A 14,974-nucleotide genomic window follows, 5' to 3' on the forward strand; every position below is an offset into this window, starting at 1 on the left:
CCTCTCCTGCCCGATGGATCCCCATCGAACCGAGAACGCTTGCCAATTCAACAAGGGACGGGGTAGTATTTTTCTTCGCTTCACTCCTTGCCGTTGGCATCGTTACGCAAAAAAAATCTCCACCCCTCAAGCCCTTGCGAATAGGCATTTTTCTGCTGATAATGTCGTGCCGACACCTATACCGATGAATCCCTTAGGTAAGGTCAGTGTCGCGCTAAACAAGTGTAGCAGAAAAAGCGCTAGCTATATCTTGAAAATAGCTCTTGTATCCGCTGATTTAACCGTTCTTCGTTTCTTACTTGAATAGTGCGAAATATTTTAACAGGTTCCCCTTCTAGTTGAAAATATCCATATCCTCTAGGTTTTATCACAACTTCATTTTTTTCCATATCAGGAAAAAGGAGTTGTCTGTTGTTGGTAGACAAGAGAAAACTAGTAGACAATGAAATTATACAGTTGAAGTTATACCGACCTGGTAAATCAGACATCAAGAAACGCTGACTAGACAGTATAATTCGTAAACCTAGACTTCTACCAAGGCTGTTCATCATCAACATCTTTGACAAAACATCTTTGTGTTTTTTCTTATCTGTTTGTTCAAGATATGCAAGAAAGGCTTGCCACTCATCAAAAATTAGGTAAAGATTATGCGAGTTTTGTTCTTGCTTATCAAGTCTAGCTTCAAAACGTTGGTAGACTGTTTCGAATAATTCTAGACAGTTAAAACCTCTTGCGACATGATCACTAGTCATTGAAAACATTTCTTCATCTGCTTTAAAATCCAAAAAGTAAGCTTCAGCATCTGTATCATAAAATGAAATGAGTCCTAAAAGCCTTCTCAAAAAAGTAGATTTTCCTGAACCAGAAGGGCCTGCAATAATCCATGCGAAAAATCGGTTAATGTCAACAGTGACAGGGGAGGGTTGTCCCCTGACGTTGACGTCGAAAACGTTATTTATCATGCTAGAAATCCTCTTCTCTTTGAGGTTTTTGCATTAGAATCATGTCATTAGTTGACACTAAACGAACTTTGATTGCAAGGAAGGGTTCGCGCTTAACACGCTTCACAACGCTATCTGTAGAATCGTTTGACATAGTTTTTACAACTTGTCTTACTTTTGTTTCAAACTCTGCAAGAAGTTCATCAGAGATTTCTTTGTTGATGTGAATAAAGTAAGTATCTGGTTCCGCAACTTCGACACCTTGTGTGAAACTTAGTGAAGAGATTGGTAGTTCTGTTACACCGATTTCTGTTAACCAGTTATAGAAGCTATTAAATAAAGGATTAATAGCAGTTTGACTTCTTTGTTTGTATCGATGCCAAGCTACAGAGAAAATTTCTCCATCTGTGACAAGCCACATGAGTAACAAAGAACCTAATATAATTGGCACTATCCATAATAGGAACTTAAGAAGTAGTGCTAGTAAAACAAAGGTAATTAAAGCTATGAAAAGCTGATAGTACCACTCTAATTCCATGATTTTTCTTACAAAATTTTTCATACGAATCCTCTTTCTTATTTAAGTGAAATATCAGAAAGCTCGGTGACAAGAGCTAAACCGATTGGTTGCTTGAGTTTATCAAGTACAAATGATAAGTCATACTTGTTAAGTACGATATCAGCGTTTATCAAACCATCTAAGTTCTCGTTTTGATAGTTTTTTAACTTGACTTTGAACGTTGGACAGTAAGCTTCTTGAGCAATACTAGCGAACTGATCGTAGAGTTTTTTATCTACGCATGTTAAAGATGCCCAGTGAAGTTGATTTTCTTGACCTTCGTTTATGACCCCGTTGTTTGTATCGACTACTTTAATATCAGACGGGACATCAACAGAAGTTGATAAATCATCTAAAAATGCTTTTGAGTTGTTGCGGTTACCCACAGTTAATTTGTTTTCTTTTGGCATATGAATGCCTCCTTTTTTAAAAAATGTGCTTGGTCAGACTTTCTAGAACGCTGACAGAGTTTAAAACATGTTTTGTTTACAAAAATATGATAACACGAAGACATTAATTTGCCTATGCAGATAGGGTTCAAAAATAAATTGATAAAAAAAAGCAAATGTGGTAAAATAATCGCAAAAAGTGGGAATCAATTCATAAGTTTCGGGGGAGGAATATATGTTAAAATCTGATACTTGGTTTAACTTTTATGAACCGTACATTAAGATTAATGATTTATTAGGTAGAGAAAATTTTTTAACAATATACATAGAAAATAACTACCAACATATCATTGTGGAACAATACGAACAATACAAGGATGAGGGCAAACGTAAGAGAGCTGGTGAATTTGTACAAAAAGATCTGGGACTTAATTTGAAGAATCCTGACGCTTTCTATAATGAAATAAAAAGAGGGGTAAAAAAAGATATTACGAACCTTATTCCGATTTTAAAAGAATTTCCAGTAGTAAAGCAATATCTCTTAGAAACAGAAACACAAATTTATAGAAAGCTTAGTAATATTAAATGGTCTTTGGAATTGGGGTATGAACTTTTATATCATCCAGAATGTGCTACTTTTCTTTTATCATTTTTGCCAAAAATATTTCCTTGTCCTGAGGAACTTATATATTTCCGAAAATTAAATTATATTTCAAATAAGATAAAAGATAATTTAATTAATTTCAATGAGATTGGTGATGAAATACCTTGCATATCTCTATCGGAATATGAGGCATTTTTAAATATTTCTGATTTTAAAACTGAAGAAAGTGTCGTTGATTTGTATATCAAGAAAAATTATAGCAAGATTATGAGGGATCAGTACAAGCAACTAAAACCATATGAAGAATACTGTAAGCAGGAAAGTTTTATAGAAAAATTAATCAATAATGAAATAGATGAAAAAAGATCTTTATTTCATAGACTGTCAAAAGGTTCTAAAAAGATGGATAATAATTTATTAGAAAGGTTTAGAGAATTTCCCATCCTGCAACCAGAGAGTGAGTCTTTACATTCAAATAACATAAAAAAATTAAATTACATAAGATTTGCTTTATATTTAGGAGCTATTTTTTTGGAAGAGACAATATTGCTACCTAGTGTCACTAGTGCAGTGAAAAAAACAAATTCATTAGGATTATCTGGTATTGACTATTTGCGCACTTTTTCAGTTAAATTAGAAGAAGAAGCTGACGAACTGGAAGAGGAATATGAGTGGGAAGAAAATCAGATTAGGTTAGATTAATATTATTCCGAAGACTTAAAGATATAATGAAAAACCCAACCAAAATTTATTTTGGTTGGGTTTATTTGATATTCTTTACAATCTCATTAAATGAGGATATAATTTTTCCTTGCTTATCTTTGGGTAATTTTGTTAAGTTTTCAAAAAGTACTTCTGAAGAATCTTCTCGTTCTGATTCATATGATTGTAGGTCAAAAAACTCTTCTACTGTTATGTTTAGGGCTTTGATCACCGATTCAAGTGTCTTTATCTTAAAATCATACTTCATGTTCTCTATATTTTGAATCGCTTTAACACCTAATCCAGCGATTTCAGACAATTTTTCTTGACTTAATCCCTGTTCTTTTCTGCATTCACGTATGCGAAATGAGATATGCTTTTGTAATTTATTATATTCCATACTATCTACCATTTTACTATCTGTTTTATTTAAAAATAAGTATAATAAACTATCCAAAAACAAGAAAAGTATGGTAAAATGGTACTATAGTTTAATAAAATGCATAGGGCATTGTACAAAAGGAGTTTATAAATGTCAAAAACTACGGAAAATAGTCATAGTACTGCTAAAAAATTGTATACGGGTGCGGTTATTTCTGCCTTCGCTGCAACTGGAATTATCGGCACTGCTCAAGCAGATACAGTAGAGGTTTCATTACCTACAACTGCTCAAACTGAGCCAGCATTGGTAGAAAAAGAAGCGCCTAAGAGAGTAGAAGTGAAAACTCCTACTAAGGAAGACGTTGCTGAACTTGGTGCTACTGCTAAACAAACTCAAGAAGATGCAGATAAGGCAAAAGAAGTCTTGGATCAAGCGAATGAAGCTTCTGATAAGGCAGAAAAGAAAGTCACTGACTTGAAACAAGCTAAAGACGATGCTCAAAAGACTGCTGATAAAGCAACTCCTGAGGTTATCCAAGCTGCAGAGAAGAAAGTGGAAACTGCTAAAGCAAAAGTTCCAACTGCTGAACAAGGGGTATCAAATGTGCAAACTGAGAAAGATGATGCAGACCGTAAGGTTGCTATTCAAGGCAAAACGGTTGGTACTAAGCAAGCTGAAGTGACTCAAGCGCAAAATGGAGTTACTGATGCGAAAGCAGTCGTTAAAAATGTAGAGGACGCTCTCAAAGGCGAAGGTCTTGATGACGCTAAAGAGAAACAAGACGTAGCTATTAAAGAAGAAGCTACAAGCAAACAAGCACAAGCCGATGCACAAGAGGCTTTAGATAATGCTAAGAAGTTGGACGGTGAGCTTGCTGACCAACTCAAAAAAGCAGAAACAACTGTTAAAACTGCTACAAAAGATGTAGAAGCTAAAGAAGCAGAAGCTAAAGAAGCGAAAACAAATCGCGATAACGCTCTTGCTACTTACAACCAAGCGGTATCTGCTCTTGAAAAACTTCAAGATAGCACTAAGAAACAAACCATTACTCTTTCACCAGCTTTCATTCAAGCCGTTAAAGATAAGATTGCGTTCCTTCGTCAAATCGATGAAGGTGTCGAAATGACTGAGGAAGAGCGTAACGCTAAGAGTGATGATATTTATGACCGTATCGTTGGTTCACAAGTAGAACACAAAACTCTTAACAAATACGTTCCAACGAAAACCGACCTAGCAGATAAAACTCGCTATGACATTAACAATCTCCCACAAGAGATTAAAGATGAGTTGAACTACTTTGTGGTTGACCTCATCAACCAAATGCGCCGTCAACTTGGACTTCCAAATGTTGTTCTGTCAAAAACTTCTCTTGAATTTGCTGATAAGGTTGCTAAAGAATACTTGAAAGCAAACTTCTCTAAAGCAATGAAAGACGACAACTACGCTAAAGGTGGTGTTGGACATTACGCTATTGGTATCAACAAGGTTGCTAAAGAATATGGCATGCCTACAACTGATGCAGAGGAAGAAAGTAAGGGTTGGCAGTATTATGAGAACTCTGTAACCACTTATTCTTTCCACAACTTTGACGATGCTGATGGGGTTTACCGTAAAACTCTTGGTCAAATGAAGAAGAAGTTGTACGATGACCTTGTGATGCTTGTTTCAACTAAGGGTGACTATGCTCACACAGAGGGTATCCTCCAATTTGCTCACGCAAATGAAACTATCTACTTCGGTGGTGTAGCGCAAAGTAAAACAGACGATCTTTACACTACTCATTACTTGACTGCTATTCGTAGTGAGTATGTAAATGATTCTAAATGGGATAAAAAACCTATTGCAAACCCACTTAGCGATGAAGTAATGGAGCGCAAATTGAGCGAAGCTCGTCAAGCGCTTGCTGATGCTATGACTGCTCGCAACAATGCACAAGCTACTTTTGAAGCAAAAACAAAAGCAGAGTCTGATGCTAAACTTGCTCTTACAAACGCAGAAGCAAACTTGACTGCATTGAAGAACGGTGAAAGCCCACTTGCCAACGCTCAAAAAGCCTTTGATGAAGCAAAAGACCGTCATGATAAGGCAGTAGTTACTCTTTCTAACGCTAACGCTCTTGTCAACACTTTGACTACTAAACAGTCTGCAAAAGACGAAGCTCTTAAAGATGCACAAGCGAAATTGAAAGATGCTGAGCAAGTTCTTAAAACTGCACAAGAAGCTCTTAAAGCAGAAGAAGATAAGATGAAAGAGCTTGAAGCGATTGCTACAAGCAAAGCTAAAGCGGTATCTACTGCTAAGAAAGCTCTTCAAGAAGCTAAAGAAGAAGTTAAACAAGCGGAAAAAGAGCTTGCAGACCTTAAAGGTGCGCACACTCGTCTAGCAGAAGTGAAAGCAGAACTTGAAAAAGCAGAGCTTGAACTTAAAGCTGCTTATAAGGCGCAAAACAAAGCGAAAGTAGACTACGAGGTTAAAAGCCTTGCAGCAGGTCAAGCCCAAACTGCTTATGCAACTGCTAAAGCGAAGTTTGAAGAAGCCGAAACAAAACGCTTGGCTGAACTTGCAGATGCCAAACGTAAAGAGCTTGAAAAAGCAGGCTACCAACCAGTGCCAGTAGTTGATAACAAAGGAAATGTGGTTGATTATACCGTAGAGAAAGTAACGGTAGGAACTAAAGACGATAAAACTTATCAAGCTCCTGCACAAGCTACTAATGCAAAAGCAGAATCTAAGAAACAACTTCCAAATACTGGAACTAAAGAATCGAGTCTCCTAGCAATGCTTGGAGCAAGTGTTGGACTATTTGCTTTAGCAGGAAAACGAAAATATAATAGATAAAAAGAAAGAGAGCGGTGGCTCTCTTTTCTAATGAATGGAAACAAATTAGTATATATGTAAAAATTTTATATAAGGGAAACTTTTGATATTCTGGTTCGATTTTTGCTTATTTTTGATGAAAGTTTACCTTATTTTGATGAAATTGATTAAAATTAGTTGAAATTTTATTTTTTGAAAACTTATGAAAACGTTGATTTTAAAACACTTTGAAATTAGATGAAATAAGTGGTGCCCCAACCAGGTCTTAAGAAAGCTCGTAAAGCTAGCCAGTTCTCTAAACGTTAATTCGTTGCTGGACAGCAGAATACAAACGAAAACACTTTGCATATTGCAAGGTGTTTTTTTCTATGAGAACTGGCGGTGCGCAATTAGGATAGCTCTAGCGGCTTTAGTCGCATAGAGATATGCTATGCACAGTTGCCCCAAGAAAACAAGCGAAGCGATGTTTGATTGGATGGCAACCACTGAACTCAAAACGTTCTTCGAAAGAATTACGATACTTACAAAGAGCACCTTTCGGGGTGTTCTTTTTTATTGATATCTTGTAGATTTATAATTAGAAATCTCCTTGAAGAGTATCAGGTAAATGAAAAATTCGGCGATCATATCCTATTTCTTCGTGCTTTAGTCTAATACCTATAATGTAAAAAACTCTAGCTATCAGGTAGTTGATAGTTAGAGTTTTTTTCTATTCATATGATTTAATGAGATTAAATAAGGCTTCTACTTCTGATGACAGTGTAGCTGATTTGAGATAAGCATAATAAACTGTAAATGTTATCTGGTCCTCCGGTATTAGAGGGATTCTTATTAAATCATCATCTTCATCAGAAAGTGCGATATCAGCCAGTAAACTAAGGCCAATCCCTTTCTTTAAAAGTTCTTTAATGATGACAATGTCGTCACTCTTGAAGAATATTTCTGTCTTGTTTTGATACTTTTGATTAAGTAGTTCAAAAGCTTTCAGGTGAACAAAGTGTTCGTCTAAAAGTATAAAGGATTGATCTACTAAATCTTCAAAAGTGAGGGAAGGAGCAGTAGCAAGAGGATGGTTCTTAGATAAAACGACATACAGTTCTTTATGAAAGAGTTCATGTGTCTCTATTGAAGGATGATTGAGTGGTTCAATCAGGCCAAGTAGGCTTGCATCAAGGTCTCCCTTGAGGAGAAGATTTAATAATTCTACGGAGCCACCGCGGATAGGGCGTACTTTTTTTAAAAAATCGAATTTATCTTTTTCGTTTAAGGCAGCAAATAGATACTGAATGATAATAGGAGGGAATCCTACAGTAGAGTATTGGGCCAAGGAACGATTGATTTCTTTGCGAGTAGAAATGACCTCAGGTAAGATCTTTTCTGTATGCTTTAGAAGGATTTGTCCTTGAGGAGTGAGTTTGAAGGAACGATGCGAGGGATCGTGGTGAATCAATTTGCAATTAAAAGATTCCTCTAAGCGCTTGATGGCATAAGAAATAGATGGTTGGCTGACTTTGTGTTGTTTTGCTACTTCCGTATAGGATTGAAGCTGGCAGAGATCATAAAAATATTGTAGATCTTTTAAATTCATAGGGGTTCACTTTCATTAGTTGGAGAAGGGAAATAAGTGGAAATCACCAGATAAATACTTTTTATCCGTATCCTACAATTTGACTATACGAGTATTCACCGGTTAAAATGTAAGTGAGTCAGGGATATCAAAGGTTATCTAAGATACTTTCAAAAATGACCAACATCTTTTCTCGTTTATCAATAGGGAGCTGTTTAATCTTCATGTTGATTCTTTTGAGTGAAAGATTGTCGGTCTTATCAGAGGTTGATTCAAGGCTATCAAAATTGAAAAATTCCTCTGGGGTCATCTTTAGGGCGACAATCACTTTTTCAAGACTGTGAATGGTCAGATTCACATTTTGGTTTTCAAGTTGATTGATATACTTAAGCCCGAGCCCCGCTTGTTCCGAAAGTTCTTCCTGGCTCATTTTTTCTGTGTTCGAAAATATTTCACTTTTTGGGAAATATATTGTTGTAAATAGTTTTTATTCGTCATATAAATAGAATACAAGTTTTGCATGACAAAAAAACATCTTAAAAAATACAAAGTATTGTATAAAAAACTTATATAATATTTATTTTAATTCGGATTACCAATTTGTATGATTAGTTTCTTTTACTCGAAACTTTTAGTAAAGAGTGATCATCGAGAGTTTTATGAGTTCAGAACTTTATAAAATATAACAACTTAAAGTGCCATTAACAATAGTGTTTTAAGTATAAAGAGCTTATTAGAAATTGCCTTCGTAGACTCATTATAACATATGCGTAAACGATTGTATTTTTTAAACAACAAAGTTTTCCAAACAATTCGTTTTGAGTGGTATAATAGAAGTAAAAAGGAGGTTGCACTATGACTGCACATGATATTTTAAACAACCCTTTCCTCAATAAAGGTACTGCCTTTACCTTAGAGGAGCGAAAGGAACTAGGTCTTATTGGTTTACTGCCACCGTATGTTCAAACGATTGAAGAGCAAGCGGCGCAAACTTATGCACAAATGCAAACAAAAGCCAATGATTTGGAAAAACGTCTTTTCCTAATGGAAATTTTTAATACCAACCGGACTCTTTTCTATTACCTCTTTTCTCAACATTTGGAGGAATTCAATCCAATTGTATACGATCCAACCATTGCAGATACCATTGAAGGCTATAGTGACCTCTTTGTAGATCCCCAATATGCGGGATATCTTGATATCAATCATCCTGAAAATATTGAAACTACTTTGAAAAATGCTGCTGGGGATCGTGAGATTCGTCTCATTGTTGTAACAGATGCAGAAGGAATCCTTGGAATCGGTGACTGGGGAACAAATGGTGTCGATATTTCTGTTGGGAAATTGATGGTCTACACGGGTGCTGCTGGAATCGATCCTTCTATGGTCCTTCCTTTAGTCATTGATGCAGGGACTAACCGTGAAGAACTTCGTAACAATCCTAATTACTTAGGGAATCGTCACGAACGGGTTCGCGGAGATCGTTACTACGACTTCATTGACCAATTTGTTCAAACAGCAGAACGTCTCTTTCCTAAACTCTACCTTCACTGGGAAGACTTCGGCCGCTCGAATGCTGCCAATATTCTTGAAAAATACCGGAAACAAATTCCAACTTTTAATGATGATATTCAAGGTACAGGAATCGTTACCTTAGGTGGTATCTTTGGTTCACTGGATATTAGTGGTGAAAAATTAACAGATCAAGTTTATCTCTGCTATGGTGGTGGTACTGCGGGCGCAGGAATTGCCGCTCGTGTTCTTCGTGAAATGGTGAGTGAAGGTCTTTCTGAAGAAGAAGCCTATAAACGTTTCTTTATGGTTGATAAACAAGGTCTTCTCTTTGATGACATGGATGACCTAACCCCTGAACAAAAACCGTTTGCTAAGAAACGTGCTGACTTTAGTAACGCAGACAAGTTGACTGACCTGCTTGAAGTAGTGAAGACTGTGAAGCCAACCATTCTTGTAGGAACTTCGACTCAGCCTAATACCTTCACTAAAGAAATAGTAGAAGCTATGTGTGAAAATACAGAACGTCCGATGATCTTCCCATTGTCTAATCCTACGAAACTCGCAGAAGCAAGTGCCAAAGATTTGATTGAATGGTCAGACGGAAAAGCTTTTGTCGCAACAGGAATTCCTGCTGATACAGTTTCTTATAAAGGTGTCGACTATGTGATTGGTCAAGCCAATAATGCCTTGATTTACCCAGGTCTTGGTCTAGGTATGCTGGCTTCTGAAGCAAGTCTTTTGACTGATGAAATGATTGGAGCAGCAGCTCATTCATTGAGTGGTATTGTCAATCCAGGCCAACCAGGAGCTCCTGTCTTGCCACCATTCAAGTATGTAGCAGATGTTTCTATTAAAGTAGCAGAAGCAGTCGCTAAAAAAGCGCAAGAGCAAGGTCTTGCGCGTGCTAAGGAAACAGATATGTCCAAAGCAGTTCGTGATTTGAAGTGGTATCCAGAGTATAAATAATTCACTGCTGCTGTCTATCCTTCGCTAGCGACAGATTTGTATGGGCTGTGGACTTAAGTAATTTAGAAAGGATACCTATGTCACTCTTTTTAACCTCGATTACGAGTATCATTCCGATTATCGCTATTATTGTTTTGGGGTATATTCTTCAGGTGAAGGGATGGTTTGGAGATGCCTTTGGACCTAACCTATCTCGTTTGATCATGAATGTAGCCTTGCCAGCGTCAATCTTTGTGTCGGTAATGAAATACCTAACACTAGATAAACTAATCAGTCTTTCTGGAGGTCTCCTTTATACATTTGTGGCCTTTATCTTGGGCTATATTGTAGCTTATATTGCAGTTATGGTTTTCAAGGTTCGTCCAGGACGGCGAGGAACCATGATTAATACCTTTGTGAATGCCAATACTATTTTTATTGGTTTACCTTTAAACGTTGCTCTTTTTGGGGATCAGGCTCTTCCTTATTTCTTGATTTACTATATCACCAACACGATTTCCACCTGGACATTGGGCGTGTATTTGATGACGAGTGACAGTAAATCGGGTCAAAGCAAGGAGACAAGTAAATTTGACTGGAAGAAATTGCTACCAGCTCCGCTTGTAGGTTTTCTTGTGGCTCTGCTGTTTTTGATTTTCCGAATCTCTATTCCAGATTTCGCAACGAATACCTTAACTTATGTTGGAAATATCGTCACTCCCCTATCTCTGATTTATATTGGTATCGTTCTTGCAAAGGCAGGCTTGAAAACTATTACTTTTGATAAAGATACAATTGTCACTTTAGTTGGACGCTTTATCCTAGCTCCTCTAATCATGCTTCTTGTATTGAAGTTCTTTGCACCAAATATGGCCACAGTAGAATTTAAGACCTTTATGATTCAGTCCGCTACACCAGCTTTGGCTGTTCTCCCAATCCTTGCTAATCAGGGAAAAGGAGATGTGGAATTCTCTACGAATGTAGTGACTCTAAGTACGGTTCTATTTATCGTTGTTATTCCAATAATACAAACTTTATTAGGATAAGAAGGAAGAGGATAGGATTGAAAGTTTTGCGTTAAGAAATTTCCCTATTTTAGATATATAAATTCCTATTAAGCGCATTTTGAAACTTATTCAAATAGAAGTGTTTCCAAGCAGAACTTAAGAAAGCTCGTAAAGCTAGCCAGTTCTCTAAACGTTAAGAACCAGCTACAATACAGCATTTACAACACTTCATGGTTCACACCATGGGGTGTTTTTTTGATGATTGCTAGTTTAGAATTATAATAATGGAATTATCGGAGTAAAAAAAATTACCTTCCAAAAATCAGATATAAAAATCTAATTTCTGGAGGGTAAATTCACTCTGAAAATCTATTTTAAATTATCTACCTATATAATCACAAACATTATTAATCTGCTCATGAATATCAGATCCAAATTTTTCTTCAAAAAATGCACTGCCAACTGTAAAGGCCCATGGATTCGTTTCCATTACTTCATCCAAACGATCATAGCAATCAATACTTCCAGCTAAACAAACTGGTGCTTGAATTTCTTGGACAAAAGCTTTACTCAATGCTACTGGATCACCAGTGTATCGATAACCTAGCAAATCGATACCGTAGACACCTTTTTCAAGGTATTCTCTCGCTTGTGCAATCATACTTTCTATGGAACCTTCAAGAACAGATGGACGTCCAGTAATTTGGCCAACAAATGGCATATATTTGATTTGATTATCTTTGCAAAACTGGTTGATAGAATCAAAGAAAACTGTTCCCATCAACACATCACACCCACATTCTTTTGCAATCTGTGCACCGCGAAGTCCACTTTCTTCATCATACTCAACAACTTCAAGAAAAGTAGTTTTACCACAAGCCTTCATTTCTGAAAATAGAGCCTTCATTTCTGAAATTGGGAGAGGTCTTTCTTTAAAACCCCAACATTGAGCCTTAGAATTCTTACATGCTTCGAAGATGTCACGTGCATTTTCAATAGTGTGATCATTATGCGTCAGCATAACAATTAATTTAGGTGAGTTCATAAAAGTTCCTTTTTAACTTTTAATCTGAATACTATAGATTGGACAATAAAAGGATTCAGATTATTGTTTAATCATTTCTTTAGGGATAAGATCAGGATCATACATTACTTTTGAATGATTTTTCAGAACAAGCTCTTTTTCCAAAGTCTGTTCAGTGATACGGTCCAGTTTTTCACGATAAATCAAAGAGTTACGATAGTAATGACCTCCTTCTTTTTTGAAGTGGTGATTTTCTTCAACAATTTGATAAGTGAAGGGGAATTGTGATTCGCTACGTAATTCTCCAAACAGAATTTCATTTTCCACCCATATTCGTAGCTGAATGACTTGTTCAGTGTTATTTTTGAAACGATAGTCTTGATGATTATATTGAACAGATGTTCCGTTAGAAAACGGTTTTCGTGTGTCCTTGTCTGGATCCAGTGCATCCGAATGAGCATGGAATTCCGTAATTTCCATAGGGCTATGAACAATTAAAAGATGAAGTAGGTTAGCTAAATTGCATAGACCTCCTCCAATGCCAGATTGTACTTTCTCGTTGACAATTACTCGTCCTTCTTGGTATCCTTTTCTCTTTGTTATATTTCCAACTAAGCTCCAAAAAGAAAATTCTTCTCCAGGATAAATCATAATATGATTTAAAGTTTGGGCTGCAATTTGAATATTAGTTGCTTTCCCTTTTTGAAGGTTGATATCAATACCTGGGCCGTGTTTTATTAACTGAGTAGAGTATGATGATACCAAGTTAGGTAGAAGTTTTTCTTGACGTACTTTTGAAAATTTTTTACCTTGCTTGAAATTTTGAATATGTCTTTTGAGATTTTCTTTCTTGAGAGAAATTTTATATGTGGTGGGACTAATCTCACAAAATAAAAGATCTTTATTCCAAAAAACCATGTGGATTCTCCTTCTTGAGTAAATCTAGATTTGTATTTTTTTGTCTTAAAAGAGGATAAGTCAATAGTAGAAGTTTTTCCACCCATCGCTTTTTACCAATTCCTCCCTCTTTAGGATCATATAAAAAATCAACTAAGATAGTAGGTATATTAGCTCGGCTAGCACCTAACACATCTGTAAAAAGTTGATCTCCAATCATCACTGTTTCAAAAGACTCTAGATTCATAATTTCAAGAGCTTTTATGAAGTTTTTTGGATTGGGTTTTTCTGATATAGGAATATAAGGGACGGCAAGATGTTGATTGAATTTGGATATTCTTTCTTCGTCGTTATTTGACAAAAGAAAGAGATGGAAACCAAGGTCTTTCAGTTTTTGGAAAAGTTCAATAACCTGTTCTGTTGCAGGAGCGCCATGCATCACAAGAGTTTGATCTATATCGAAAATTAATCCTTTAAAACCAATTTGATATAATCTTTGATAGGGAATATCAAAGACGGTTTTTGCCCTTGCTGCAGGCATAAATGGGAACATATAGTGCATAGCCTCTCGTTGTATTTATATATTAATAATTCTAGCACATATGCTTCGGGAGGTCAACCAGTCTAGAAGTAGCCGAGTTTGGCTTTTAAGCTTCATATGATATAATTAAAAATATAAAGGTGTTAGAAATGAAAATAGGAAAGATAATTAAAAGAACTGAAGATACTGTTTATATCGGTTATAATAATGGAAGTTTTCAAAAGTCTGCTATTAAAAATTGTGAATTCGAGCCCAAAATCGGGGATATTGTTCATGTCTATGAGGATCTAGTTGTAAAACTTGAAGCTAAAAATGTTGCTTTTACTTATAAACCTAAGCATAAGATCATTAGCATTGAAGATGGGCTTGTTAGAATACAGCTGAATACAGGGGATGAACTACTTATTCCAATTCGTGAGCTGAATTTTCAACCTAAATTAAATGAATTGGTTGAGATTTATCAGGATGCTGATGAAATGATTGTTCTACGATCGAAAGAAAAAGGTATCAACTGGCTGTTGCTTTTGTCATGTTCCTTAATTCCTATAGTGCTGACTAGTTTTATCTTCTTCTTTAATCATAAGAAGCAAGATACAGAGGCAGTAAGTACTACAACAGAACAAGTTTCTACTACTAGTACGACAACGACTAGTACAACAACTACAACGAGCACTAGTTTAACGACTACCCAAGATAGTAGTACGACTACGGAGGAAAAACCTTCGACACAAGAAGAGCAAACGAATGCTGAATCACAAAAAATAGATAAGCAAGCCATTCTAAATGGAGATTTCTCTACTCTAGTTGGAACATGGAGAAATGGACTTGGGCAAGAGTTTACATTCGATAAAAATGGACTAGTAAACAGTGGAAATATTGAGAAAGTGAGCATGGGTAACCATGGAACGATTGAATTCAGCATTAGATCTGGTTTTACAGGGTATGGAATGAGTATTTATCCTGCTGGAACTACTATTACTTGGGTAGATTCTGATTTAAGTAAAAATAGGCTTATTGCTGGTCAAGCTGCTCCAACTAGTTCGGAACAAGTTTTTTATAAAGTAGACTAAATGATTAACCATCT

The 14,974-nt window shown here is 36.1% G+C and carries 13 protein-coding genes and 1 pseudogene; 5 read left to right on the plus strand and 9 right to left on the minus strand.

All coding sequences use genetic code 11. The annotated features are described in order from the left end of the window. Nucleotides 1-239: 239 nt before the first annotated feature. Genes QM941_RS06555 through QM941_RS06565 form a run of 3 tightly spaced genes read right to left on the minus strand, consistent with a single transcriptional unit; the run spans nucleotide 240 to nucleotide 1,910 of the window. On the minus strand, nucleotides 240-962 hold the full coding sequence (locus tag QM941_RS06555; RefSeq protein ID WP_414339832.1) for a hypothetical protein: 723 nt from the start codon (nucleotides 960-962) through the stop codon (nucleotides 240-242). Nucleotide 963: 1 nt separating this feature from the next. After that, nucleotides 964-1,503: a hypothetical protein gene (locus QM941_RS06560; protein ID WP_414339834.1), complete on the minus strand. Its 540-nt coding sequence runs from the start codon at nucleotides 1,501-1,503 to the stop codon at nucleotides 964-966. A 14-nt stretch (nucleotides 1,504-1,517) separates the two neighbouring features. Next, the gene (locus QM941_RS06565) at nucleotides 1,518-1,910 is read right to left on the minus strand and encodes a hypothetical protein (RefSeq protein ID WP_414339836.1); all 393 of its coding nucleotides are present in this window, start codon (nucleotides 1,908-1,910) and stop codon (nucleotides 1,518-1,520) included. 214 nt (nucleotides 1,911-2,124) lie between these two features. Here QM941_RS06565 and QM941_RS06570 point away from each other — a divergent pair, with 214 nt between their 5' ends. After that, nucleotides 2,125-3,195: a hypothetical protein gene (locus QM941_RS06570; protein ID WP_414339837.1), complete on the plus strand. Its 1,071-nt coding sequence runs from the start codon at nucleotides 2,125-2,127 to the stop codon at nucleotides 3,193-3,195. 61 nt (nucleotides 3,196-3,256) lie between these two features. Here the strand turns inward: QM941_RS06570 and QM941_RS06575 are convergent, their stop codons facing one another. Continuing rightward, nucleotides 3,257-3,595 (minus strand): helix-turn-helix domain-containing protein, encoded by a 339-nt coding sequence (locus QM941_RS06575; protein ID WP_084880086.1) that lies wholly within the window; start codon nucleotides 3,593-3,595, stop codon nucleotides 3,257-3,259. 132 nt (nucleotides 3,596-3,727) lie between these two features. Between QM941_RS06575 and QM941_RS06580 the strand changes: the two genes are divergently transcribed. Then, the gene (locus QM941_RS06580) at nucleotides 3,728-6,415 is read left to right on the plus strand and encodes an SEC10/PgrA surface exclusion domain-containing protein (RefSeq protein ID WP_414339838.1); all 2,688 of its coding nucleotides are present in this window, start codon (nucleotides 3,728-3,730) and stop codon (nucleotides 6,413-6,415) included. Nucleotides 6,416-7,103: 688 nt separating this feature from the next. Here the strand turns inward: QM941_RS06580 and QM941_RS06585 are convergent. Then, complete coding sequence (locus QM941_RS06585; RefSeq protein WP_414339839.1) at nucleotides 7,104-7,982, minus strand: LysR family transcriptional regulator; 879 nt, start codon at nucleotides 7,980-7,982, stop codon at nucleotides 7,104-7,106. A 127-nt stretch (nucleotides 7,983-8,109) separates the two neighbouring features. Then, nucleotides 8,110-8,459, minus strand: a pseudogene (locus tag QM941_RS06590) (helix-turn-helix domain-containing protein). 357 nt (nucleotides 8,460-8,816) lie between these two features. Here QM941_RS06590 and QM941_RS06595 point away from each other — a divergent pair. Both QM941_RS06595 and QM941_RS06600 read left to right on the plus strand, forming a co-directional pair. Continuing rightward, the gene (locus QM941_RS06595; protein ID WP_414339840.1) at nucleotides 8,817-10,442 is read left to right on the plus strand and encodes a malolactic enzyme; all 1,626 of its coding nucleotides are present in this window, start codon (nucleotides 8,817-8,819) and stop codon (nucleotides 10,440-10,442) included. A gap of 77 nt (nucleotides 10,443-10,519) precedes the next feature. Then, on the plus strand, nucleotides 10,520-11,467 hold the full coding sequence (locus QM941_RS06600; protein ID WP_414339841.1) for an AEC family transporter: 948 nt from the start codon (nucleotides 10,520-10,522) through the stop codon (nucleotides 11,465-11,467). Between the two features lie 340 nt (nucleotides 11,468-11,807). Here the strand turns inward: QM941_RS06600 and QM941_RS06605 are convergent, their stop codons facing one another. From QM941_RS06605 to QM941_RS06615, 3 genes are read right to left on the minus strand one after another with little or no spacing between them, the layout of a single operon-like run. Next, nucleotides 11,808-12,473, minus strand: a complete 666-nt coding sequence (locus QM941_RS06605) for a hypothetical protein (protein ID WP_414339842.1) — start codon at nucleotides 12,471-12,473, stop codon at nucleotides 11,808-11,810. A 60-nt stretch (nucleotides 12,474-12,533) separates the two neighbouring features. After that, entirely contained in the window at nucleotides 12,534-13,370 is an 837-nt protein-coding gene (locus QM941_RS06610) for a VanW family protein (RefSeq protein WP_414339843.1), read from the minus strand. Then, nucleotides 13,354-13,911 carry a YqeG family HAD IIIA-type phosphatase gene (locus QM941_RS06615; protein WP_414339844.1) on the minus strand — a complete coding sequence of 186 codons (558 nt, stop codon included), beginning with the start codon at nucleotides 13,909-13,911 and terminating at the stop codon, nucleotides 13,354-13,356. The genes QM941_RS06610 and QM941_RS06615 overlap by 17 nt, the downstream gene beginning before the upstream one ends. A 128-nt stretch (nucleotides 13,912-14,039) precedes the next feature. Between QM941_RS06615 and QM941_RS06620 the strand changes: the two genes are divergently transcribed. Then, a complete protein-coding gene (locus tag QM941_RS06620) occupies nucleotides 14,040-14,960 on the plus strand; it encodes a DUF6287 domain-containing protein (protein ID WP_414339845.1) in 921 nt (306 codons plus the stop codon). Nucleotides 14,961-14,974 lie beyond the last annotated feature (14 nt).

Origin of the sequence: Streptococcus timonensis (genome assembly GCF_047460355.1) — a bacterium.
Lineage (GTDB): Bacteria > Bacillota > Bacilli > Lactobacillales > Streptococcaceae > Streptococcus > Streptococcus timonensis_A.